General features: G+C 67.5%; 15 protein-coding genes. 4 read left to right on the top strand and 11 right to left on the bottom strand.

The window, feature by feature from the left end; all coding sequences use genetic code 11:
- Nucleotides 1–7 precede the first annotated feature (7 nt).
- Entirely contained in the window at nucleotides 8–754 is a 747-nt protein-coding gene (locus ACSFA5_RS11345; protein ID WP_435444137.1) for a hypothetical protein, read from the top strand.
- Nucleotides 732–8,006 carry a S8 family serine peptidase gene (locus ACSFA5_RS11340; protein WP_435444136.1) on the top strand — a complete coding sequence of 2,425 codons (7,275 nt, stop codon included), beginning with the start codon at nucleotides 732–734 and terminating at the stop codon, nucleotides 8,004–8,006. Before ACSFA5_RS11345 ends, ACSFA5_RS11340 begins: the two co-directional genes overlap by 23 nt.
- A 40-nt stretch (nucleotides 8,007–8,046) precedes the next feature.
- Here ACSFA5_RS11340 and ACSFA5_RS11335 read toward each other — a convergent pair whose 3' ends face one another.
- From ACSFA5_RS11335 to ACSFA5_RS11325, 3 genes are all read right to left on the bottom strand, one after another.
- Nucleotides 8,047–9,105: a lipocalin-like domain-containing protein gene (locus ACSFA5_RS11335; RefSeq protein WP_435444135.1), complete on the bottom strand. Its 1,059-nt coding sequence runs from the start codon at nucleotides 9,103–9,105 to the stop codon at nucleotides 8,047–8,049.
- 26 nt (nucleotides 9,106–9,131) lie between these two features.
- Complete coding sequence (locus tag ACSFA5_RS11330; protein ID WP_435444134.1) at nucleotides 9,132–10,208, bottom strand: PLP-dependent cysteine synthase family protein; 1,077 nt, start codon at nucleotides 10,206–10,208, stop codon at nucleotides 9,132–9,134.
- Between the two features lie 233 nt (nucleotides 10,209–10,441).
- Nucleotides 10,442–13,072, bottom strand: a complete 2,631-nt coding sequence (locus tag ACSFA5_RS11325) for an FtsX-like permease family protein (protein ID WP_435444133.1) — start codon at nucleotides 13,070–13,072, stop codon at nucleotides 10,442–10,444.
- Between the two features lie 81 nt (nucleotides 13,073–13,153).
- Here ACSFA5_RS11325 and ACSFA5_RS11320 point away from each other — a divergent pair, with 81 nt between their 5' ends.
- Nucleotides 13,154–14,608: a serine hydrolase domain-containing protein gene (locus tag ACSFA5_RS11320; RefSeq protein ID WP_435444132.1), complete on the top strand. Its 1,455-nt coding sequence runs from the start codon at nucleotides 13,154–13,156 to the stop codon at nucleotides 14,606–14,608.
- A gap of 31 nt (nucleotides 14,609–14,639) precedes the next feature.
- Here ACSFA5_RS11320 and ACSFA5_RS11315 read toward each other — a convergent pair whose 3' ends face one another.
- The 4 genes from ACSFA5_RS11315 to ACSFA5_RS11300 form a co-directional block, all read right to left on the bottom strand.
- A complete protein-coding gene (locus tag ACSFA5_RS11315) occupies nucleotides 14,640–15,866 on the bottom strand; it encodes an RNA polymerase sigma factor (RefSeq protein ID WP_435444131.1) in 1,227 nt (408 codons plus the stop codon).
- Nucleotides 15,867–15,959: 93 nt separating this feature from the next.
- Entirely contained in the window at nucleotides 15,960–17,321 is a 1,362-nt protein-coding gene (locus ACSFA5_RS11310; protein WP_435444130.1) for an NAD(P)H-dependent oxidoreductase, read from the bottom strand.
- Between the two features lie 5 nt (nucleotides 17,322–17,326).
- A complete protein-coding gene (locus ACSFA5_RS11305; RefSeq protein ID WP_435444129.1) occupies nucleotides 17,327–18,202 on the bottom strand; it encodes a phytanoyl-CoA dioxygenase family protein in 876 nt (291 codons plus the stop codon).
- Nucleotides 18,199–18,921: a GntR family transcriptional regulator gene (locus tag ACSFA5_RS11300; protein WP_435444128.1), complete on the bottom strand. Its 723-nt coding sequence runs from the start codon at nucleotides 18,919–18,921 to the stop codon at nucleotides 18,199–18,201. Before ACSFA5_RS11300 ends, ACSFA5_RS11305 begins: the two co-directional genes overlap by 4 nt.
- 116 nt (nucleotides 18,922–19,037) lie before the next feature.
- On the opposite strand from ACSFA5_RS11300, the gene ACSFA5_RS11295 reads away from it, so the two are divergent.
- Complete coding sequence (locus tag ACSFA5_RS11295; protein WP_435444127.1) at nucleotides 19,038–20,003, top strand: threo-3-hydroxy-L-aspartate ammonia-lyase; 966 nt, start codon at nucleotides 19,038–19,040, stop codon at nucleotides 20,001–20,003.
- A gap of 20 nt (nucleotides 20,004–20,023) precedes the next feature.
- Here the strand turns inward: ACSFA5_RS11295 and ACSFA5_RS11290 are convergent, their stop codons facing one another.
- From ACSFA5_RS11290 to mutL, 4 genes are all read right to left on the bottom strand, one after another.
- Nucleotides 20,024–20,677 carry an ABC transporter ATP-binding protein gene (locus ACSFA5_RS11290; RefSeq protein ID WP_435444126.1) on the bottom strand — a complete coding sequence of 218 codons (654 nt, stop codon included), beginning with the start codon at nucleotides 20,675–20,677 and terminating at the stop codon, nucleotides 20,024–20,026.
- Complete coding sequence (miaA, locus tag ACSFA5_RS11285) at nucleotides 20,674–21,711, bottom strand: tRNA (adenosine(37)-N6)-dimethylallyltransferase MiaA (RefSeq protein ID WP_435444125.1); 1,038 nt, start codon at nucleotides 21,709–21,711, stop codon at nucleotides 20,674–20,676. Before miaA ends, ACSFA5_RS11290 begins: the two co-directional genes overlap by 4 nt.
- A gap of 86 nt (nucleotides 21,712–21,797) precedes the next feature.
- Entirely contained in the window at nucleotides 21,798–22,772 is a 975-nt protein-coding gene (locus ACSFA5_RS11280) for an alpha/beta hydrolase (protein ID WP_435444124.1), read from the bottom strand.
- A gap of 190 nt (nucleotides 22,773–22,962) precedes the next feature.
- On the bottom strand, nucleotides 22,963–24,864 hold the full coding sequence (gene mutL, locus ACSFA5_RS11275; protein WP_435444123.1) for a DNA mismatch repair endonuclease MutL: 1,902 nt from the start codon (nucleotides 24,862–24,864) through the stop codon (nucleotides 22,963–22,965).
- Nucleotides 24,865–25,000 lie beyond the last annotated feature (136 nt).

Below are 25,000 nucleotides of genomic sequence, written 5' to 3'. Positions count from 1 at the left end.
TTTCAAAATGAAAAGTTTTCTTTTTGATCGACGACGATTCCCAAGAAAAAAAAGACGAAATCAGTCTTTCAGTGTTTCTTGGAAATTAGCGATGGGTTTGTGGGCCGCTTCGCCGGCATGGGCTGTGTGGGCTCAAGCGGGCGGCAGTACGGAATACCCGGAAGGCCCTGCACAACCAGGCGGAACCTACGGCGGACAGCCAGTTGCGACCGAGTTGTCGCCCGAACTCAAGCGGCTCATCGATTCCGTCAAACGCTTGCACATTGAACCGGGTTTGATCCTCGACCGCGAGGGGATTTATGCGGCTTTGGATATGCGACCTGAGAACTTGCGAACATTCAAGGACAACGAAGGCGGACGCAACATGGGCGAGCGGCTCGTGCCGCGTCGATCCCCCGGCGATGCGATCTGGGGAACAAGCTTGTATTACTGGGATGACCTTAAAACCAATACATGGGGCGTCCAAGTGGTCGTCGGTGGTGGTGGGGCCAAGCGGGATCCTGTGTGCTATCCGTCCCGTTTGCTGGAGGCGCATTGGGGGCAGCCCTTCGTCTACCAGCGGGCCGGCGTTCACACACCCTACGAAGCTGGACCGCATGACGGCTGGCCTAACAGTCCGGGGTTCACCTCACCGTTTCCGAACAGCGCGACCGTGATTTTTATATTGGGCTGGGGCAGTTGTCTCGCCACCATTCAAGCCAGCAAAACATTTAACTTAAAGGAGTACAGCAATGGCCACATTTACCACGAATGACGCGGTTTTCAATCTGCTGCGACGGGCAGAAAATCTGGATCCCATCGCGCTGCAGAACTTCGTCACCGCACTCAATCAGAACGCTTTTGGCAATGCAGGCCTCTCGGCCGCTACGGCGCGCGGCGACGTCGTGTTCGTGCTGGCTACGCCAGCAGAACTCGCGACAGCCAAGGCGGGAGCGATATTCAGCAATGATCGTGGAACAAAGGCGTTCATTGATCGTGGTGGTAAATTTTCCATCATGCTCGACCCGACCTGGTTTGTGCCTCAGGGCGCGGAGCAGGCGATGTTCGCCCTTCCGACTAAGCCCGGTGCGCTTGCCGTGAATGTAGGCGCTCTGGGCATGGTGATCCACGAAGTCGATCACTCCAACCGTCAGGCGATGCTTGATGAGGCCTATCGGCTCAAGGTGGAAGGCCCGAGCACTTTCCGGCCCGATCTGACCGGTTTCGATCGTTTCGTTGCTTCTGTCGATTTAGCGAACAAAGTAGAGGTAGCTGGCTGGTACGCAGACCTCCAGACTTTGCGTGCCGAGGTCACCGCAGGGCGTTTGGGTATCGGTCACTTCAACGCGCTCACGGGCGATAACAGCGTGGCTGGAAAGCTTCTCGTGGTGGAGGCGGAAGGCAAGGCACGGGGCTTGAACGGGACGGCGTTGGTGGACTACGTTCACGCAACCGGAAAGAGCGCTATTCCTGCGTCGTACCAGACACGATTCACGACGGAGTACGCGCCCCCCCGTGTGGTCCCCGGCACTTTGCCTGGCGCGAAGGCGCTGACCGATCCAGGAGGGCTTGCGGATTTTTCGGAGGAAGTCGCCCCCGATGGAAGTTATGTCTCCACCGCTACCTATAACAACGGTACGCGGATCACAACAACCATCGACGGCTACCATGACGGGCACACGGAAACGAGAGAATCACGACAGTCCGATGGGACCTATCGATTGGTTGCGACTAAAGATGTGAAGTGGTACGCCCTCGACGGTGGCTATATCGCGACGACCAACACCTATTTGCCAGGAACCTTACTGCCAGACAATGTCACAGTGCAGCAAGTCAATGCCAATGGCACCGTTGTGGCGGCTCCCCAAGCCAACGGCACCGAAGTCAACACCGTAAGTGTCAGCACAGCCACAACCGCACGCGCGCCCAGCGAGACGTCCACACCCGATGGCACCAGCCGAGGCCCGAGCTCGTCGAACAACAACCTGGTTTCCACTGGCAACCACACAGTCGGCATTGCCCCCAACTTCTGGAACGTCAATACCGCCACCGGCAACCAAGCACTCATTGGCTACGCAATCACCGACGGTCTTCGTCCGGGCAATGCCAATTTCGGCTTGAACATCAATGCATCCAGTGGCCTGGGCCTGCCAGTCTCCAGCGGTGGCGCAATCGGCAACACCGATCCGGTGGGCGGTCCGGTCAACTACAGCTTGTTTGGCAGCAGCCTGAACAACGCCTCCGCCTTCAACTTCAACCTCGCTCCGGTCGACCCCTTGGTGCTGGACCTTGACGGCGGCGGTGTCAAGCTCACCGACTACAGCACGTCGCCCGTCCTCTTCGATGCCGACAACGATGGCGGCTCGCTGGAGCAAACCGGCTGGGTCAGTGCGCAAGACGGCATCGTGGTGCACGACCTCAACGGCGACGGCAAGATCAACAACATCGGCGAGACGCTGAGCGAGTACTACAACGGCGTGGCCGGTTCCAGCGGAGTCGGCGGCACGAAGCCCTATGCGAACGGCTTCGCGGCGCTCAAGAGCCTCGACAGCAACGCAGACAACGGTTTCACCGCAGCGGACGCGGCCTGGAGCAACCTGCGCGTCTGGGTCGATGCCAACCACGACGGCAAGACCGATGCGGGAGAGCTCAGGACCTTCGCCGACCTGGGCATCACGGCCATCGACCTGGCCGCCACTGCGCAAAGCGGCGAGGTACGCGATGGCAACGAAGTGCTGGCCCGAGGCACCTTCATGCAAGGCGGCGTCAGCAGGGAGGCCATTGCGGCCAACTTCCTCTCCAACCCCGCTGGCAGCACGGTCACGCAGACCGGCAGCGGCATTACGGTTGTCACCGAGACCACCTCGGGTGGCGCAGGCGTGACGACCGCCTACGTGTCGAAGAACACCGATACCTCCGTCACCGAGACCCTCGATGCCGCTTCTCTCAAGGTGCGCAACCTGACGGGCGGCGCGGGTAACGACATCCTCACGGGCGATGCCGCCAACAACTGGCTGGCCGGCGGCGCAGGCGCTGACACTCTGTTGGGCGGCGCTGGAGACGACGTGCTGCTGATCGACGCAGCAGACAAGCGCGTGGACGGTGGCGATGGCTTCGACGTTGCCCAGGCGGTGGGCGCCCAGGGCGTCTCGCTCAACCTGAGCCAGAGCAACATCGAGATGGCCGTCGGTGGTGTGGGCAACGACGTCTTCGTGGGCGGTGGCCGCTCCACCGTGGTGGTGCGCGGCGGCGCGGGAGACGACATGATCATCGGTGGCACGGCCAACGACGTGCTGTCCGGCGAAGATGGCGACGACGCTCTCGACGGTGGTGCAGGCAACGATCTGATTCGTGGCCATCGCGGGCGCGACCGCTTGCTCGGCGGCGTCGGCGACGACGTGCTCGACGGCGGCCTAGACGACGACATCCTGAGTGGCGGCGCGGGCAACGACGTGCTGATCGGCGGACGGGGCGACGACTACCTGAATGGTGGCGACGGCACTGACGTCGCGCAGTACGCCGGCAGCTATGCCGACTACCGCATCACCAAGCTCGACGGGGTGGATGGAAGTGCCCGCTATCGCGTGGTCGACACCCGGTCCGGGCAGGACGGCGCCGATACGCTGACCGGTGTCGAGAAGCTCAGCTTTGCCGACGTCGACCGCGTCGACTTGGCCATCGGCAGCCCTCTGCCGGTCAAGGACGTACTGACCGTCAATTCGGCGGGCCAGGCCTTGACTCGCACGGCGGCGCATTTGCTGTCCAAAAACCAACTGCTTCTCAACGACCGCGATTGGGACAGCGACATCGGCCAACTCAAGATCACTGAGGTGCTTGACGCCAAGGGCGGCACCGTCGCGCTCACTGCCAGCGGCGATGTGCTCTTCACGCCCGACGCTGGCCACACAGGCGTGATGAGCTTCAACTACAAGGTGAAGGACGCAGATGGCCATTTCACCGAGGTGAGCAACAGCGCCACCGGCCAGACCGAGCCCATGAAAGCGGCCGTGTACCTGCAGACCGGCGACCTGCCGAGCGATCCGCTGGCGGTGGAGCAGTGGTATCTCGGCGATATCAATGTCTTGCCTGTGTGGCAGGACTACAGCGGCAAGGGCATCCGGATCGGTCAGTTCGAGCCGGGCGGCGCGTACAGCACGGGTGCGGAGGTTTTCGACTATCGGCATCCTGACCTCCAGCCCAATGCCGACAGGGCTTGGCTGAACACGCTGGATGCGAATGGAAGAAACGACACGCCGCAAACCTTCAGCAGCCACGCCACGATGGTGGCCGGTGTCATGGTCGCGGCACGAAACGGCGAGGGCGGCATCGGCGTGGCCTACAACGCATCTCTGGCGGGGCACTACATTCAGGGCGAAGGGCTGGAAGTCAGTCGACTCAGCAAGGAAATCACCGACGCACTGGCCAAGTTCAAGAATTTCGATGTGGTCAACAACTCCTGGGGGCCCACGATGAGCTTCGGGTTGGACGTGGTTCCCACGGGCGCGCTCGAGAAGGGCATTCTTGCGGCTGTCGCCCAAGGTCGAAACGGCCTGGGCACTGCCATCGTGATGGCTGGCGGCAACGACCGCGCGACCGGCGCCAACACCAACTACAACGCACTGACCGCCAACCGAGCCGTGATAGTTGCAGGCAGCATCAACGCGCCCAGCGACCTGGGCACGCTTCAACTGGGGAGCAAGCCTTTCAGCAACCCAGGCGCTTCCATTCTGGTGTCTGCACCAGGCAGCAACATCGACTCGACCAGTCGCGAATTGATCGCGGACAACGGATCGACTTTCGGGGGTGACTACGCCACCAGCAAGGGCACCAGCTTTGCGGCGCCGATCGTGTCAGGCGTCATCGCGCTGATGCTCGAAGCCAACCCTGCGCTCGGCTACCGGGACATTCAGGCCATCCTTGCAATGACGGCGACGAAGGTCGCCGAACCGAACGGAACCGACTGGGTCGCCAATGGTGCGAAGACCTGGAATGGCGGCGGGATGCACGTAAGCCACGACTACGGCTTCGGCAAAGTGGACGCCCGTGCCGCTGTGCGGCTGGCCGAAACCTGGACCGAGCAGAGCACGTACGCAAACCAGTTCGCTACGACGGTGGCAAGCGGCATTCTCAAAGCAGCCATTCCGGATGGCTCGGCCATGCTGGCACGCACGCTTTCCGTGGGATCGGGGCTGAAAGTCGAGAGCGCGCAAGTCACACTCGAACTGGAGCATCAGCGTTGGGGCGATCTGATCGTCAAGCTGATTTCGCCCTCCGGAACCGAGAGCATCCTGGTCAACCGGCCCGACAAGGCGCCGGGCAGCGCTGCTTCCGATCTGGGCAACGCATCATCGGGGCAGTTGAGCTTCAGCTTCAACACCACCCATGTGCTGGGAGAGCAAAGCGCGGGCAACTGGACACTGCAAGTCATTGATGCGGCGACCGGCAATGTCGGAACGCTCAAGAACTGGACGCTGGATCTATACGGCAAGAAAGCCGACACCAACGACCTTTACGTCTACACCAACGAATACGCGAACAATGCCGGCATGGCGCGCAATGCTTTAGCCGACGGCAATGGTGGCAGGGATACGATCAACGCCAGCGCCGTCACTGGCGACAGCACCATCAACCTGATCAACGGCAGTGCCAGCAAGATCGCCGGCGCGGCGCTGAGCATTGCTGGCGACATCGAAATTGCATTTGGCGGCGACGGCAACGACATGTTGACGGGGAATGGGCTGAACAATGTGCTGATGGGCGGGCGCGGCGCGGATGTCATCAGTGGCGGGGATGGAAACGACACGCTGGACGGGGGCAAGGGCAATGATGTGCTTACGGGAGGTGCAGGCAGCGATCTGTTTGTCATCTGCAAGGACGCCGGTGCACAGGATGCGATCGTTGACTTTGCAACCGGCGACAACGTGGCCGCCCCCGAGACCATCGCGTTGGTGGGCTTTGGAAACCTTAACTTCGCTACGCTAGTCCGCACTCAGGTCGGGGCGGACGTTCGGCTGGAACTTGGCGACGGCCAGAGCGTGATGGTGCGCAATCGCCAGGTGAACCAACTGGGTGCTGCGCAGTTTCAATTCTTCGCGTCGCAGGCCGCGCTCCAGGCATGGCAGCAAGCCGGTCAGGGCACTGCCGCAGGCGCGGACAGCGATACCGTGCTGCAAGGCACAGCGGGTGATGATCTTCTGATAGGGGGAGGCGGCAACGACACCTTGTCGGGCAACGCAGGCAACGACAGGTTGCTGGGCGGCGCGGGGCTGGACATTCTGGACGGTGGGGCGGGCGACGACGTGTTGGTGCTCGACGGCGATCAAGGACGCATTTCCTTCTCGACGGGGCGGCCTGGCACCGGCGTGCGAACGGGAGGGGCCGGCGCAGATCGTTTTCTGGTCGCCCCGGATGGCGGAGGCTCGCCATCGATGGGCTTCTACGGCAACGACATAGGCGCCAGCAATCTGATCTCGGACTTTGAATTGACGGCAGACAAAATCGACCTGAGCCAGTTCGCCTGGATCAAGGATTTCAGCCAACTCAAGATCAACAAGGCGTTGAACATCAACGGAAAGTTCATCACTCGTGTACTGGCCCAGGCAGAGGGGCAATCGACTGTTTCGGTCGGGCTCTCCGCCATCGACCCGGCCGCCCTCACGGCTGCCCATTTCATCTTTGCGGGCAGTGCGGATGCAACGCCATTGCCCGTGTCGAAGGTGAGCTCGAGTACTGTGGCGGGCGCAGCGCCGCTGGCGATCGCTTCGTCCTCGACTTCCGGTCCAATGCAACCGTTGGCTATCTTGGGCACGGGCGGAAACGACACGCTGACAGGGGATGCAGGCGCCAACATGATCGATGGGCTGATTGGCGCCGACAGCATGACCGGGCGCACCGGCGACGATACCTACGTCGTCGATAACGTTGGCGACAAGGTCAATGAATTACCCGGTGGCGGCTACGACACGGTTCATTCCAGCGTGAGCTATCAACTGAGCGACGACGTCGAAGTGCTGGCGCTCACGGGCATGGCCAGCCTCAATGGCACAGGCAACGGGCAGCGCAATCGTCTGTTGGGCAATGCCGGCGACAACAGGCTCGACGGCGGGGCAGAGGCCGACGACATGTTGGGGGGCGCAGGCAACGACACCTATGTCGTGGACAACCAACTCGATACGGTCGCTGAAGACATCGATGCCGGTGTCGATACGGTCCTGTCATCGGTGTCATGGACTCTCGGCAACAACCTGGAGGATCTTCGCTTGACCGGTACGCATGACATCAACGCGACCGGCAACCAGCTTGCGAATGCTTTGACTGGAAATGCGGGTAACAACACGCTGGACGGCGCTCAAGGGGCCGACCGCATGGCGGGTGGCGCCGGCAACGATGTCTACTACGTCGACGACGTCGGCGACATGTTGATCGAGGCCGAGAACGAAGGAATCGACACGGTGTACGCAGGAGTAAACATGACTCTGCCCGAGAACGTCGAGAACGGCTTGTTGTCAGGTGCAGCAGTGACACTCGCCGGCAATGCGCTGAACAACAGGCTGGTTGGCAATGCACAGGCCAACTCGTTGAGCGGCGGCGCGGGCAACGATTGGTTGGACGGCGCGGGAGGTGACGACACATTGAATGGCGGCTCGGGGAGCGACGTCTATCTGATGGGACGAGGCTATGGCGTCGACCGCATCGGCGAGAACGATGCGACGCCTGGTCATGTCGACGTCGCACTGTTTGCCGCCACCGTTGAAATAGATCAACTGTGGTTTCGTCAGGCGGGAAGTGACCTGGAGGTCAGCTTGGTTGGAACTGCGGACAAGCTGGTGATAGAAAAATGGTACTTGGGCAGCCAGTACCACGTTGAACAGTTCAAGTCCGCCAATGGGAAGACGCTGGTGGACAGCCAAGTGCAAAACCTGGTGCAGGCCATGGCGGGCTTTGCGCCTCCGACCTCGGGTCAGACGACGCTACCAGCCAATTATCAAAGCAGTCTGGCGCCCGTTATTGCTGCCAACTGGCATTGAGCCAGCGGCCCAGCGATACTGTCCAGGAGGCCTGGCAGCATCAGAGCTTGAGCGGCGCCGCGTACCCCGTCATCTCGAGGTACCCGCGCCCCACGCGCCGCCCCTGCGCATCGAGCAGGTCGCTCACCCCCTCCCAATACACGCCGCCCGTCGACCCGCGGCTGTCCAACTCCTGGTCGTCCAGCAGCGCGCGCACTTCGAAGTTGCCCGAAGGCGTCTGCACGCGCCACTGCGTCGGGTACTTCGCCTGCGTTCGCGGGCTGTCCCACGACTTGATCGCCTCGAACTTCACCTCTTCATGACTGAAGATGCGCGTCACCCCGTCGCGCGTGCGAAACGAGCCGCCGCCCCACAACGCGCTGCCGTCCTTGCGCCGCAGATGAAAAGCGGTGAGTGCACTGCCGTCGTCCAGGTTCATGCCGATCCAGTCCCAGCCCACCGCCTCGGGGTGCATCAACGCCTCGCTCCATTCGTGGTCGAGCCAGGCTGCACCGCCAATGTCGAAAGCCTGGCCCTTCAGCGTCAGCTTGCCCTGCGCCTTGAGCTGCGGCTCGCTGTAGTAGTAGCTTGCCTGCGATTCGTCCGGCCCCTTGCGCGACAGGCCCGCCTTGCCTTGCAGCAGCACCGGCTGCGTCGGCGTGAAGCGCAGGTCGAGAGAGAACTCACCGGCCGGGATGCGCGCCACGTAAAGGCCGTTCTCTCGCACCAGCGACCAGTCGCGGATGCGCACGTCGGTGTCGCTCGTGCTGGCTTCCGCCACGCCGAAGCCGGCGCGCGCGATGCGCTGGTCGTGCAGCAGCACGCGGCCTTCCAGGTCGGTGACCGCCGCATGCGCGAACACCAGGTTCTTCGCCGCGAAGGCCGATCGCATGCCCTGCGCGGCCTCCACGCGCGAGCGGAAGAAGGTCACCTGAAAGCCGAACTCGCGCCCGGCCGGTGTCTTCGCATGGCCGGTGATGTACCACCACTCGGTGTGCAGGTCGGGGTGGCTGCCGAAGTCGCGCGGAAATTCGAGCCTGCGCTCGGGCAGCGCCCAGGCCGCCACGGGCCCCGCCGACAGCGCCGCCAGCAGCAGGCTGCGCCGCGAAACGAAAGGCATGGACGGCATGGACGGCACGGAAGACATCACGCCGCCACCAGCGAATCGATGCGCTGCTGCACCGGCGCGACGTCGCCGAACGCGTTGCGCACCCACGCGGCATCGTGATAGCTCGGCAGGTAGCGCTCGCCCGCATCGCACAGCAGCGAAAGAATGGACCCCTGCTGGCCGGCAGAGCGCATCTCCTGCGCCACGGCCAGCATGCCGATGAAGTTCGTGCCGGTCGACGGGCCGACCTTGCGGCCCAGCAGCGCCGACAGCGCATGCATTGCCGCCACCGAGTCGAGGTTGGGCACCTCGATCATCCGGTCGACCAGCGTGCGAACGAAGCTCGGCTCCACGCGCGGCCGGCCGATGCCCTCGATGCGCGAGCCCGCCGCCGTGAGCGTGGTGTCGCCCGTGCGGTGGTAGGCCGAGAACACCGAGCCCTCGGGGTCGGGCACGCACACCTGCGTGTCGTGGCAGCGAAAGCGCACATAGCGCCCGATGGTCGCGCTGGTGCCGCCCGTGCCCGCGCCCACCACGATCCACTTCGGCACCGGATGCCGCTCGCGCGCCATCTGCTGGAACATGCTTTCCGCGATGTTGTTGTTGCCGCGCCAGTCGGTCGCGCGCTCGGCGTAGGTGAACTGGTCCATGTAGTGGCCGCCGGTGCGCTCGGCCAGCGCGCGGGCTTCTTCGTACACCTGCGCGGCATGGTCCACGAAGTGGCAGCTGGCGCCGTAGAAAGCGATCTGCGCGACCTTCTCGGGCGAGGTGGTGCGCGGCATCACCGCGATGAAGGGCAGGCCCAGCAGTCGCGCGAAGTAGGCCTCGCTCACTGCCGTGGAGCCGCTCGACGCCTCGACGATGGTCGTGCCCTGGCGCACCCAGCCGTTGCACAGGGCGTACAGGAAGAGCGAGCGCGCGAGCCGGTGTTTCAGGCTGCCGGTGGGGTGCGTGGACTCGTCCTTCAGGTACAGGTCGATGCCGTGCGCGGCCAGGGAGGGCAGGGGCAGGGGGATCAGGTGCGTGTCGGCGCTGCGCTGGTAGTCGGCCTCGATGCGGCGGATGGCGCCGCCTAGCCAGCCGCTGCAGGAGGGGGAAGAAGGGGTTTGCTGCATAGCTTGGCAGTCTACAAGTCATGCCTTGTATTTCTATCGGGCGCTGGCTGTGTGCTGGCTTTGGAATTACTTTTCGGGGCCGGGTCTCGGCGAGCCCTCATCCGCGAAACGCTCCGCTCCTCGGCGCAGCCAGAGGGGCTGGGGAACCGCGCGAGCCTTTGCTTCGCTCGGCCACCACGGCGCTGCAAGCGCTTCGCTTCTGCAGCAGCCTTTGCTTGTTTCTTTGTGTTTTCTTACCAGTCTTCCTTGACTGCCAGCACCGCGTCCTTGCCGGCGGCTGCGCGGCCGGCCATCCACGCCGTCACCGTTCCGGCCGCCACCACCGCGGCACACAGCAACAACAGCCGCTCCCACGGCACCAGCAAATCCATGCTCCAGTGAAAGCTCTGGGGGTTCACCACCTTCACCAGCACCACCGACACCGCCAGGCCCAACCCCAGCCCCGCGACCGCGCCGATGGCCGTCCATGCCGCGCCTTCGCCCGCCACCACCGCCAGCACCTGCCGCCGCGTGAAGCCCAGGTGCGCGAGCAGCCCGAACTCCTTGCGGCGCGCCAGCACCTGCGCGCTGAAGCTCGCGGCAATGCCGAACAGGCCGATGGCGATGGCCACCGCCTGCAGCCAGTAGGTCACCGCGAAGCTGCGGTCGAAGATGCGCAGCGAGGTCACGCGGATCTGCCCGACCGACGCAATCTCCACCGACTCGGCGGAGCCGCCGCCCTGGCGTGCCGCCAGGGCGCGCACCGCCGTCTGCACCTCGCCCTCGGACGCGCCGGGCGCCAGCCACAGCGCCACGTCGCTCACATTGCGCTCGCCGGTGATGCGCTCGTAGTCCCGCGCATCCATGGTGATCGCGCCGAACTGCCTGGCGTAGTCGCGCCACACACCGGCCACGAAGAACGATGGTGTCTTCTTCGACGACGCCGACATGCCCATGGCGTCCGCCAGCGGCGCGAAGGTGGTGCCGGGCTTGGCGCCGTACAGCTCCACCATCGGCTCGCTCACGTAGATGCCGATCTGCCCCTCGGGCACGGTGACCGCCGAACCGACCAATGGCAACGACTGCGTCGCACCGCCTTCCAGGCTGCGCGCGATCAGCGCCACTGCCGGGCGCGTGGCGTCGAGCTGCAGCGTCTGCGTGCGCAGCGTGCCGGTGCGCGCCACGCCGGGCAGCTGCGCCAGCGCCTGCACGAAAGCGGGTGCGAATGTCGCGGTGTCGGTGCTGCTGGTGCCGCCGCTGTTGCTGCCGCGCCCGCCGGAGGTGGCGCGCACGTACAGGTCGGCGGGCAGCACCACGTTCAGCCACTGCGTCACCGAATCGCGAAAGCTCGCGACCATCACCGTGAGCGCGACCGCCAGGCTCAGGCTCGCGACCACGCCGCTCACCGCCACGGCCGCCGTGCCGCGCATGCGCCGCGCGCGCTCCACGGCCAGCATCGGCAGCACGCGCTGCGCGAACAGCGGCGCGATGCGGTCGTAGAGCAGCGCGATGAGCCAGGGCAGTGCGGTGATGCCGCCCACCAGCAGGCAGGCCACCGACAGGTACGCTGCCACGGGAATGCCGCCAATGGCAGGCACGTTGGCCAGCACCGCGCCCAGCGCGATCAGCCCGAGTGCAAGCCAGTGGCCGTTGCTTTGCACGGGCGCAGCGCCCAGGCCCTTGAGCGTTTGCGCCTCGGGCAGCGCCTGCGCGGCGCGCGCGGGCCACCAGCCGCCGACCAGCGCGGCCACCACGCCCAGGCCGCCGTACAGCAGGGCCGAGCCGGCGCTCCAGTGCAGCGTGGGCGCCACGCCCTCGAAATAGCCGCCGCCCAGGTCGCCGCCCAGCACCTTCAGCGCGAAGGCCGCGAGCGCGGTGCCCAGCGCCAGGCCGGCCGCGCTGCCGATCAGGCCCAGCACCAGCGACTCGGCCAGCACCAGCCGCAGCCGCTCGCGCGGCGTGAGGCCCAGCACGCCGAGCAGCGCGAACTGCTGCGCGCGCTTGGCCACGCTGAGCGCCAGCACCGAGAACACCAGGAACGCGCCCGTGAACAGCGCCACCAGCGCCAGCACCGTGAGGTTGACGCGGTAGGCGCGCGACAGGTTGCTCACGCGTTCCGCCGCATCGCCCGGCTCGGCGAACTGCACACCGGCAGGCCAGTCGGGCGACTTCTGCAGCGCGGCGATGAAGGTGGCGCGGTCGGTGCCGGGCGCCAGCCGCAGATCGATGCGGCTGAGCCGGCCGCCCCGGCCGAACAGGTCTTGCGCGGCACCGATGTCCATCACCGCGAGCGCCGTGCCGCTGGCGGCGACATGGCCTGCCACGGCCAGCTTCTGCCAGGCGTCGCCGCTGCGCAGCTGCACTGTTTCCGCGGCGCCGGCGGGTGCTTGCGCGGGCAGTCCCAACGCGCTGCGCGCCGCGGCGTTGAGGAACACATGGCCCGGCGAGAACAGCGCGAAGCGGTCGGCGCCGGGCGCGGGTTGCGGCATCAGCGCGGGCGCGATGGTGGGCAGAACCAGCGCGTCGATGCCGATCACGCGCATGGGCACCTGGCTGTCGCCGGCCGGGTTCGCCGTGTGGTTGTCCCCCACCAGTGCCAACCCCTGGAACTCGACCACGGGGCTCGCGAGCGTCACCTGCGGATGCCGGGCCAGCCGGGCGAACACGGCCTCGTCGAAGCCGCCCTGCACGGCGCGCACTTCCAGGTCGGGCTGGCCGTTCACCGAGCGCACGGCGCTGGAGAACTCGTCGAGCGCGGAGGCGTTGATCAGCTGCACCGAGAAGGCCAGCGCCACGCCCAGCATCACGGCCAGCACGGCCGCCGCGTTGCGCCAGGGGTGGTGGCGGAGTTCCTGCCAGGAGAAGGTGGTGAGCAATGCGCGCATGCATCGATTGTGGCGGCGCGCAAAAGATTGCACAGGCGTGGCACCATGGCGCCTCTTCGACGACGCCTGAGGAACCCGACGATGCGGCTCTTGCCCGATGCCCTGTGCCGCCCCTGGCTTGCGGCGTGTGTCCTCGCACCGCTGCTGGCAGGCCTTGCCGCGGCGCAACCTCAAGCGACGCTCATGCTGGCCAGCGACCCGGCCGTGCTGGCCAAGGCCGCGCTCGGCGCCGAGCGCGGCACGCTGGTGGTCGGCACGCTGCGCAACGGGCAGGCGGCCTACGGCGCGGCCTACGGCGCGGCCTACAACGCCCAGCCGCCCTTGCCATCGTCATCGCCGCCGCGCGCCATTGCCGCCAACAGCGCCGAGCAGCCGATGTTCGAGATCGGCTCCATCACCAAGGTCTTCACCGGCCTGCTGCTCGCGCAGGCGGTCGAGCGCGGCGACCTGAAGCTGGACGACACCGTGGGCAAGCTGCTGGCCGGCAAGGTCGAGGGCGAGGGGGTGTCGCCGGCGGTGGCCTCGGTCACGCTGCGCCAACTGGTCACGCACACCGGCTGCATGCCCGTGATGGCCGACGGCGTGACCGGCGGCGCGCCGCTGGCCGAGCAGTTCCGCACCTTCGACAAGCCGATGTTCTGGGCCGCGCTCGCGCGCATCAGGCTCACGTCGGCCGCGCCTCCGTGCGAGGCCGCGTACAGCAACTTCGGCATGGCACTGCTGGGCCAGTTGCTGGCCGAGCGCTACGACACCTCGTGGGGCGAGCTGGTGCGCGCGCGCATCACCGAGCCGCTGGGCATGAACGACACCGTGATCCCGCTCGGCGACAAGGCCTCGCGCATGGCCCCGGCCTTTGCGGGCGACCGCCGCCAGCCGCTGTTCGACATGCTGGCCTATGCGCCGGCCAGCGCCCTGCGTTCCACGGCCGCCGACATGATGACCTTCAGCCGCGCCGTGCTGGCCGGCGCCGCCGGCCCGCTGGGCCCGGCCGCCGCGCGCATGCTCACGCCGCTGGCGCGCTACGAGGGCGCCGAGATCGGCTATGCGGTGATGGTGCGCGGCTCCCAGGGCGGACGCCGCACCTACTGGCACGCAGGGCTTACCGAGGGCTACCGCACGCTCTGGCTGCTGGCGCCCGACACCGGCGAGGCCATCATCGTGCTCAGCAGCAACGCGCGTGCGCCGTTGCAGTCCGTGATGCTGGCCATCGGCAAGAGCCGCTACCCGGTGTCGACCGTCGAGGTGCCTGTCGATGCGAAGCGCCTGGACGACTACAAGGGCGAGTTCCGCGTCAGCAAGACCAAGGCGCTGAGCTTCACGGTGCGCGACGGCAAGCTGCTGGTGCGCGAGACAGGGCGCGGCTACAGCGCGCTCACGCCGACCGGCCCCGACCGTTTTGCGGTCACCGGCATCGGCGCGCAACTGGTGTTCCGGCGCGACGCCGCGCAGGCGGTGGTCGGCGTCACGCTGGCGCAGGGCGGCAGCCAGCTGGAAGGGCGCCGGGTCGGCGAAGCCGTCGCCGTGCCGCAGGAGTAACCGGCAGCCCGGGTGGGCGCCCGCGGCGGGTTCACAGCCGCTGCGACATGGCGTTGAGGTAGGCCCGCACCACCGCGCTGGTGCTCAGGCCGATGGCCCGGTCGTAGGCCTTGCGCGCCGCGGCGCGCGCGCCGCCGGTTGCCAGCAGTTGCGCGCGCGCAGCCCAGAAGGGTTGGTGGTTCGCCACCGCGTCGGCCGCGATGGCGTCGAGCGCCTGCAGGCCGATGTCGGGCCCCCGGGCGTTGGCGAGCGCGCAGGCCAGGCTCACCTGCGCGCCGACGCTCGGACGCAGCCCCAGCAGGCGTTCGTACAGCGACACCAGGGCTTCGGCAGGCACGGGCGCGCCCGCACGGCGCTCGCAGTGCGCCGACTGGATGCTGGCCTTCAGCTGGTACGTGCCCAGCGATCCGAGGGTGGCGGCTTGGCGCAGGTGGTGCTCGGCCTCGGCCAGCAGCGCGTGGTTCCAGCGCGTGATGTCCTGCTGGTCGAGCGGCACATAGGCGCCGGTGTCGCTGCGCTGCGCCGCCAGGCGCGCTTCGCCGAACAGCATCAGCGCCAGCAGCCCCAGCGGCTCGGGTTCGTCCGGTATCAGCCGGCACAGGATGCGGCACAGGTCGATGGCTTCGGCCGTCAGCCCGCGGGGCAGCGCGTCGGCGCCGGCCACGTCGTCCCAGCCGCTGCCGTAGGCCGAGTGGATGCCGTCGAGCACCTCCCGCAGCCGATGGGGCAGGTCGCGCGCCTGCGGGTACTCGAAAGGAACCGCGGCCGCGCGGATGCGGGCCTTGGCGCGCACCAGCCGCTGGGCCAGCGCGGAAGGCGATGTCAGGAAGGCGGGCGCCATGTACGCCGCGGCTATGCCCAGCACGGTCTGCAGCATCAGCGGCGCGCGCGCCGACGCGTCGATGGCCGGGTGCGCGCACACGAAGAGCAGGCGCAGCCGTTCGTCGGGCAGGGCCGCGCCGTCGGTGCCGCCTTCGTCGAACTCGCCGGCCAGCAGCATCAGCGTTTGCGTGGCCTTGTCCTGCACGCGGGTGTGGCGCCAGGCGTCGAGCTTGCGGTGCCGCGCCGCGCTCAGCATCCAGGCGTCGGGCTGCGGCGGAATGCCGTCGGCCGGCCAGCGGTCGAGCGCGCGCGCGAAGGCGTAGCCCAGCGCATCTTCCGAGGCGGTGATGTCGTGCGTGCGCGTGGACAGGATCGCGAGCAAGCGTCCGTAGGACTCACGTGCCGCACGATCGGCGGCCGGCGCCTGGAGGAGCATGGTTTCCTGTCGTTGAAAAGCTGCGAAGCCGAATATTTTTGACGTTATGGCGCCTGGGCGCAATGGATCATTTCGGCCTTGCCATGGCCGTTGTCAGGCGGCTCTGGCCTGCACCGCGGGCGTGAACATCGCTTCCATCTCCTGGCGCAGCCGGTAGGCGCCTGTAGCGGTGTCGATCGCCACGTCGGCCCAGCTCAGGCTCTGGCCCTTCTTGACCGGGCGCACCAGCTTGACGTTGTGCGCCAGGCCGAGCGGCAGGCCGCCCAGGCGCAACGAGCGCTCGGCCGGCAGCAGCTTGCCCCACACCGTATAGCCGCCTTCGCCGTCGAGCATCTCGCCCGCGGCGAGGTCGCGCTTGGCGGTGGCCACCACGTCGGCGTTCCAGCAGGTGGCCACGCCGGTGGGCTCGCCGCGCAGCGCCACGCTGGCCACCGACATGCCGACCTCCAGCCCGATCAGGTGCCAGCGCTTGTACAGCGTGAAGTAGCGCCCGCTCGGGTCGGTGTGTGCGTTGTATTCCTCGAAGCAGTTCTTGATGTAGTCGGTCTCGGCCTCCACCGTGACCCACACGCCCATGCGGATGTCGTAGGGAATCTTGCGGCCGTCGGCTTCGAGCGAGGACACTACCTCGACCATGCCCTTGCGCTCCAGCACGCCGCCCTCGCTCTTCGGGCGCGTGACGAAGGGAATGTCTTCCACGCTCGCGGGCGGGTAGAGCAGGCCGTCCGAGGGCACGGTGAGGCCGGTGGCGTTGGCCACCGCCGAGCTTTCTATCGACGGCTTGGAGCCGTCCAGAAAGCTGTTGAACATCTTCGGGTTGAGCCCGCCGCGCAGCGCCTGCTCGGGCGTGAGGCCGTAGTTGCCCCACACGGTCTCGGGTGTCGATTCGGTGAAGTGCGGCAGCCACTTGTGGCCGCGCCCGGCCGCCACCACCGGAAAGCCGCAGGTGCGCGCCCAGTCGACCAGGTCGCAGATCAGCGCGGGCTGGTCGCCGAAGGCCAGTGAATAGATCACGCCGGCCTGCCGCGCACGGTGCGCGAGCAGCGGGCCGCAGAAGGCGTCCGCCTCCACCGTCACGTTGACCACGTGCTTGCCGTGCGCGAAGGCGTCCAGGCAGTGGTCGACCGCGGCGATGGGGTTGCCGGTGCACTCGACCACGATGTCGATGGACGGCTCGCGCGTCACCGCCTGCCAGTCGTCGGTGATCCAGGTGGTGCCGTGCTTCAGGGCCTCCTGCACCGAGCCGGCGGCGGCGCGCTCGGGCTGCCAGCCCACGCGCTCGAGGTTGACGCGCGCCGCGTCGGGCGACAGGTCGGCAATGGCCACCAGCTGCACGCCCGGCGTGCGCGGAATCTGCGCGAGGTACATCGCGCCGAACTTGCCGGCGCCGATCAGGCCGATGCGAATGGGGCGGCCTTCGGCGGCGCGCTGCTGCAGGCGTGTGTAAAGGCTCATGGCGTTCAGGCCTCCACGGGTTCGATCACGTCGAGCGAGGTGCGCAGCGCGCTCTCGGGCAGGCCGTGCTTCCACGGCACGTCGACCGGGTAGGGCGCCAGCAGGCAGTCGTCGGGCAGCATCTCGATGGGCGTGAAGTCGCGGTGCGCAATGAATTCGGGCCGCTTGTGGCGCCGGATGTGGTTGCCGACGGCGCACAGGCTCAGGTACACCGCCACCCGGTTGAACGGCGACAGGTTGCTGCCCGAGGCATGCACCAGGCAGCTGTGGAACAGGATCATCGAACCCGCCGGCCCCTTGGGCGAGACGATGCCGCCGTCCTTGCCGCCGGCGCGCTCGACGAGTTGGGCGATCAGCGCGTTGTCGACCGTCCACAGCGGATAGCTGGTGGTGGTGAGGTCGTGCTTCGCGTCCACCACGCCCTTGCGGTGGCTGCCAGGAATGAACATCAGCGGGCCGTTGTGCTCGTTCACGTCGTCCAGGAAGATGGCGACGTTCATCGCGCGCTCGGTGGGCATCAGGTCGTCGTTCAGCCATGTGCCGTAGTCCTGGTGCCATTGCCACACCTGGCCCTCGAAGGCCATCTTGCCGTTGATCTTGAACTGATGCATGTAGACCTCTTCGTCGAAGAGGTCCATCACGGGGCCGACCATGCGCGGGTGTCGCGCCAGCCGCGCGAAAGGCTCGCTGATGAGGTGCGCGGCGAAGTTCGTGCGCACGGCGTCGGAGCCTTTCTCGCGCACGTTGAAGGCCTCGCGCTTGCTGTAGAGCTCCGGCACCGCGTCGGTCAGCGTGCGGGTTTCCTCGGCCGAGAAATGGCCGGGAAAGAACAGGTAGCCGTCGCGCTCGAACTGCGCGCGTTGCTCGGGGGTCAGCTTCATGCCTTGTCTCCTTGGGTGGTCGGTGGGGTCATGGATGCGGCCTGCGCCTGAAGCGCCTGAAGCGCCAGGTGCGCGAGCCGCTCGCTCAGTGCCTCGCTCGCCTGCGAGACGTGTTCTTCGCTGAGGCGCGCGGCGCGGCTCGCGTTGCCCGCCGCAATGGCCGCGGCAATGGCCTCGTGCTCGTCCCAGAGCGATTCGCGCTGCGGCTCGGCCTGCAGCACCGCGCCCATCGCGCGGCGCAGGTGGCGCCAGTGCGGGCTGGCGCTCTGGCCGATCAGCGGGTTGCCCGAGGCCTCGTAGATGGCCTGGTGGAAGGCCACGTCGGCGTCGATCATGGCTTCGACGTTGCGCCCGCGGGCCGTTCGCCGGCCGCGTTCGATGAGCTTGGGGTCGATGCGAAAACGCTGCTGCGCCGCCAGCCGTGCCGCCAGCACGTCGAGCGCGCCGCGCACCTGGTAGACCTGGCGCATCGCCTCGGCCTCCAGCGGCGCCACCAGCACGCCGCGGCCGGGCGCGTCCAGCACGAAGCCGTCTTTCTTCAGCAGCCGCAGCGCCTGCAGCACCGGCTGGCGCGACACGGACAGGCGCTGCGCAATGTCCTCCTGCGTGATGCGCTCGCCCGGCGCGAGCGTGCCGCTGCTGATGGCGCCGAGCAGGGCGCGGTAGACCTGGTCGACAAGGTCGGGGGCGACCTCGATGCTGACGAGCTGGGCGGGCATGGCGAACCTCTTTCTGAACTCTGTATACAGAGTACGAACTTTGAGGCCTCCGCGCCTACCGGGTTTTTACCCATCGGGCCTGCAAAAATTTGCAAGCCCCCGCTAAGCTCGGACCCATGCAACTACCTACCTACGACGACGTCATCGCCGCGGCCGCGCGGCTCGAAGGCCATGCCCACCGCACGCCGGTGCTGCAATCGACTACTGCCAACGAACGCTGGGGCGCGCAGTTCTTCTTCAAGTGCGAGAACTTCCAGCGCATGGGCGCCTTCAAGTTTCGCGGTGCGTTCAATGCGCTGTCGAAGTTCGACGCCGCGCAGCGCAAGGGCGGCGTGGTCGCCTTCTCGTCGGGCAACCATGCGCAGGCCATCGCGCTGTCGGCCCGCCTGCTGTCGATGCCGGCCGTGATCGTCATGCCCAAGGACGCGCCCGCCGCCAAGGTGGCCGCCACCAAGGGCTACGGCGCCGAAGTGGTGATGTACGACCGCTTCACCGAAGACCGCGAGGCGCTGACGAAGGGGCTCGCGCAGGCGCGCGGCATGACGATGATTCCGCCGTACGACCACCCCGATGTGCTCACGGGCCAAGGCACGGCGGTGAAGGAACTGATCGACGAGACCGGGCCGCTGGATCACCTGTTCGTGTGCCTCGGCGGCGGCGGGCTGCTGTCGGGTTCGGCGCTGTCTGCGCGTGCGCTGGCGCCGAACTGCAAGGTCTACGGCGTGGAGCCCGAGGCGGGCAACGACGGCCAGCAGTCGTTTCGTGCCGGGCAGATCGTGCACATCGAAACGCCCAAGACCATTGCCGACGGCGCGCAGACGCAGCACCTGGGCGAGTACACCTTCGGCATCATCCGCCGCGACGTGGACGACATCTTCACCGTGACCGACGCGCAGTTGGTCGACGCCATGCGCTTCTTCGCCGAGCGCATGAAGATGGTGGTGGAGCCCACCGGCTGCCTCGCCTTCGCGGGCGCCATCGCGGCGGGCAAGGCGATCGCGGGCCAGCGCGTGGGCATCGTGATCAGCGGCGGCAACGTCGACCTGTCGCGCTTTGCCGCGCTGATCGCGCCGCCGCAGTAAGCAGCAGGCCGCAAGCCGGGTCAGGCGCGGATGCCGGTCGCTGTCAGGTGCAGCAGGCGGTCCGCGCGGGCCGCCGCGCTTTCGGAGTGCGTCACCAGCACCAGCGACGCACCGTGCTCGCGGGTCTGGCCGATCAGCAGGTCCATCACCTTCGCGGCGGTCGATGGGTCGAGGTTGCCCGTGGGCTCGTCGGCCAGCAGCAGGGCGGGGCGGTGCACCAGTGCGCGCGCAATGGCCACGCGCTGCAGCTGGCCGCCCGACAGCGTCTGCGGCAGCCGCGCGCCCATGTCGGGCAGGCCCACGGCGTCGAGCATCTGTGCGACGCGCCGGTCGTCCTTGTTTTTCTCACCCAGCAGCATCAGCGGCAGCGACACGTTCTGCGCCACGTCCAGGTGCGGCAGCACATGGAAGGCCTGGAACACGAAGCCCACGTGGCTGCGCCGCCAGAGCGCGCAGGCTTCGCCGCCCAGCGCACCGATGTCGGTGCCGTCGTGCGTCACCGTGCCCTGGTCCCAGCTGTCGAGGCCGGCCATGCAGTTGAGCAGCGTCGACTTGCCCACGCCCGACTCCCCCACGATGGCGACGAACTCGCCGGGCTCTACGCTGAGCGTCACGTTCTCGAAGACGGGCGATTCACCGTAGTGCTTGCCGAGGTTGGTAATGCGCAGCGTCATCCGGCTTGGGTGGTCTTGGCAATCAGTTGAACGGCGGTGGGCACCGCGTCGGGGGTGTCGCAGGCGATCACGGTGCGCTGCGGCATGCTGCGCAGCCAGGTGACCTGCCGCTTGGCGAGCTGGCGCGTGGCGGCGATGCCGCGTTCGCGCAGGTCGGCCATCGCCTTGGCGTCGGGCTCCGCATCGCCACAGGCGTCCAGCGTTTCCCAGGCCTGGCGGTAGCCGACGCAGCGCATCGAGGGCAGGTCGGTCGTCAGGTCACCGCGCACGCGCAGCGCACGAACCTCGTCGAGAAAGCCGGCCGCCAGCATTGCGTCGAAGCGCTCGGCGATGCGTGCATGCAACCAGGCGCGGTCGGTGGGCTCCAGCGAGAACAGCACGCCGCCTTCCACCGGCTTGGCGGTCTTGTTGTCGCTCGCGTGAAAGCTCGACAGCGGCTGGCCGCTGCTGGCCCACACTTCGAGCGCACGCTGGATGCGCTGGCTGTCCTGCGGCGCGAGCCTCGCGGCCGTCACCGGGTCGACCAGCGCAAGCCGCGCGTGCATGGCGGGCCAGCCGAGCGCGGCGGCCTCGGCGTCGATGCGCGCGCGCACGGCCGCGTCGGCCGCGGGCATGGCGTCGATGCCGTCGAACAGCGCCTTGAAATACAGCATGGTGCCGCCCACCAGCAGCGGCAGCGCGCCGCGCGCGCGGATCTCGCCGATCAGCCGTGTGGCGTCGGCCACGAAGGCGGCGGCGCTGTAGCTCTCGCGCGCATCGAGGATGTCGATCAGGTGGTGCGGCACGGCGGCCCGCTCGGCGGCGGTGGGCTTGGCGGTGCCGATGTCCATGCCACGGTAGACCAGCGCCGAGTCGACCGAGATGATTTCGACGGGCTGCAGGCGCGCCAGCGCGAGCGCGGCGGCGGTCTTGCCGCAAGCCGTGGGGCCTGCGAGCGCGACGTAGCGGGGAGGAACCTGGGGGGCTGTGAAGGACGCAGCGCCTGGCGCGGCCGGGGGAGCGGCCTCGGCGGCCGGAACGTAGCTGGGAGACATGGTGCGCCGAGGGTAGCAAATGGCGCGTGCCCGGCCGGGGACCGGGGCTTCAAGGGCGGCCGGTGTGCCGGCTGGCCCCTCGTTCGTCAGATGGCCGCGGGCACCAGCGGCAGCACCTTGCCGCTCACGTCCTGCGGTGTGAGCCCGCCGGCGGCCGGCGGGGCGAGCTTGGGCGTCGGGCGCGGCACGCCGCCGTTGCTGGCGACCATGTTCTCCGGCTTCATGCGAAACAGCTGCGTGAGCGCGGCGCGGTATTGCGTCTCGCCGACCGAATTGGTGTTGTGGTGCGAGCCGCCTTCGACCAGCACGAACTGCTTGGGCACCGTGGCCGCGTCGTAGAGCTTGCGGCCCAGCGTCGGGTTGATCAGGCTGTCGGCCGTGCCGTGCACCACCAGCAGCGGCGCGCCGATGTCCTTGACCTTGTCGATCGCGTCGAAGCGCTGCGTGATGAAGGGGCCGAAGGGCAGCCAGCCCCACTTGAAGCTGCTGACCACGTCGGCGATCGAGGTGAACGTGCTCTCCACGATGGTGCCGCTCTCGTCGTTGACGTGCGCGGCCAGGTCGATGCCGATGGCGCCGCCCAGCGAGTGGCCGAAGATGTAGCGGTGCTGCTTGGGGTGGCGCGCGGCCAGCCAGGTCCATGCGGCACGGGCGTCTTCGCGAGCCGATTCCTCCGACGGCAGGCCCTTGGAGCTCTTCCCGAAGCCGCGGTAGTCGATGGCCAGCACCGAGAAGCCCAGCTCGTGCATGCGCTGGATGCGCGGCGCCGAGCCGGCCACGTTGTAGCGCGCGCCGTGCAGGTACAGCAGCACGGGGGTGTCGGTGGTTTCGGGCGCGCCGCCCAGCCACAGGCCGTGAAGGCGGGCCGGTTCGCCGGTGAGGGAGGACTGGAAGTCGATCCACACGTCCTCCATGCCCTGGGTCATGGTGGCGGTGTTGCCCCAGCTGCGGTCGCTGGGCTGGAAGATCCATTCACGCTGCTGCGCGTCGAGCGTGGAGCAACCGGCGGCGAGCAGGGCACACAGCGAGAAGACAGACGCGAGGAGGGGCCAGCGTTTCATCATGGGGTTGAGGGACAGCGAAGTCGGCGGAAAAGTTCATCTGCTCTCACCGCCGTGCGCCGACATTGCACTTTGGTAACCCCCCCAAACAACGCTCGTTGGCGCTTTGATGAACCTATGCAACGTGCGTGCCCGCCGCATGGATGACCATCCAAAACCCTCGAAAACCCGGAAAAAAACGCTGGAAGCCCTATCGGCCGCGCATGAACAGCGCGTCGAGCTCCCGAACGGACAGCTGGCGCCAGGTCGGCCGGCCGTGGTTGCACTGGTCCGAACGTTCTGTTGCTTCCATTTGGCGTAACAGTGCGTTCATCTCGTCGATGGTGAGCTTGCGGTTGGCCCGCACGGCCCCGTGGCACGCCATGGTGGAGAGCAATTCGTTCTGCGCGCGTTGCACCACGGTGCTGGCGTCGTGCTGGGCGAGTTCGGCCAGCACGCTGCGCGCCAGCTCCACCGGATCGCCGTCGGCCAGCGTCGAGGGCACGGCGCGCACCGCGAGCGTGCGTGCGGAGAAGGGCGTGATGTCCAGCCCCAGCGTCGGCAGCACGTCGGCGCAGGCCTCGGCCGTGGCCACTTCCTGCGGCGTGGCCGCGAACGTGGCCGGAATCAGCAGCGGCTGGCTGCCGATGGCCGCCCCGTCGAGCTGCGTCTTCAGCCGCTCGTAGACGATGCGCTCGTGCGCCGCGTGCATGTCGACGATCACGAGGCCCTGGCTGTTCTCGGCCAGGATGTAGATGCCCTGCAACTGCGCGAGCGCACGGCCCAGCGGCCAGGCTTGCTCGTGGGTGGCCATGGGCGCGGGGCCTGCACCGGGGCTCGACGGCAGCCCGACGGGCGCGCGAAACGCCACTGGCGACGCGCCGGGCACTGACCACGGCAGAGCCCCGGATTGCTGCCCAGGCCCGGACTGCCCGGTGCGCTGAGGCCACATCGCCTCCAGATCGCCCGCGCCACGCTCTTGTGCTACGAAATTCATAGCGGGTTGCGACCAACCGGCGCTCGATGGGAGCTGGGTTTCCTTGAAAAACGGCTGCTGCGCGGCCGATGGCGTCACGGCGTCCCCGGCGCGTGGTGCCGCCAGCGCGTCCTCGATGGCGTGGCGCACCGCCTGGTGCACCTCGCGCCCGTCGCGAAAGCGCACTTCGATCTTGGTCGGATGCACGTTCACGTCGACCCGCGCCGGGTCTATTTCCAGGTACAGCGCGTAGATGGGCTGCCGCTGGCCGTGCAGCACGTCTTCGTAGGCGCTGCGCACGGCATGCGACAGCACCTTGTCGCGCACGAAGCGCCCGTTGACGTAGAAGAACTGCTGGTCGCCGCGCGAGCGTGCCGCGTCGGGAATGCCGGCGCGCCCGACCACGCGCACCGGGCCGCCGGTGCGGTCGACCGCCACGCTTTGCGTGACGAAGTCGTCGCTCAGCGCATCGCCCAGGCGCTGCTCGCGCGTGGTGGCGGCGCGCCACTGCTCGACCAGCTTGCCGTCGTGCCAGACCGAAAAACCCACCTCGGGCCGCGCCAGCGCATGCCGGCGCACAGCCTCGATGCAGTGGGCCAGCTCGGTGGCGTCGGTCTTCAGGAACTTGCGTCGCGCGGGGGTCGCGAAGAACAGCTCGCGCACTTCGACCGTGGTGCCGGTCGCGCGTGCCACCGGCCGCAGTTCACCCGTGCGCCCGTCGAGAGAAAACGCGGTCTCGGCGCCGGTGAAGCGCGAAAGAATGCTGAGCTCGGCGATCGCATTGATGGCCGCGAGCGCCTCGCCGCGAAAGCCCATCGTGCCGACCGTCTCGAGGTCGTTCAGGCTCGCGATCTTGCTGGTTGCGTGGCGGCGCAAGGCCACTGTGAGCTCTTCGCGCGGAATGCCCAGGCCGTCGTCTTCCACGGAGATCAGCCGCACGCCGCCCGAGGCCAGCCGAACGGTGACGTGGCTTGCGCCCGCGTCGAGCGCGTTGTCCAGCAGCTCGCGCACCACCGAGGCGGGGCGTTCGACCACTTCACCGGCGGCGATCTGGCTGATCAGTTCGTCGGGAAGCTCGCGGATCGGGCGGCGTTCGATGGGATTGCTGGGGATGCTGGGGGTGGGGAGGGCGCTCACCGTGGCATTCTAGAAGTGAGGGGATGGCGGCGCGGCGGGCGGGGCATCGGGTCTGCTGCGCGTGTCGCACCACGTCGACGCGAGTCCCCCGGTCCGGCTGGTTGTGCTCGATGACGTGCGGGGTGATTCAGGAAGC

This window comes from Variovorax monticola, from assembly GCF_051216855.1.
Lineage (GTDB): Bacteria > Pseudomonadota > Gammaproteobacteria > Burkholderiales > Burkholderiaceae_C > Variovorax.
Note: the sequence above shows the minus strand (reverse complement) of the source record. Positions and strands in the feature narration are given on the sequence as shown.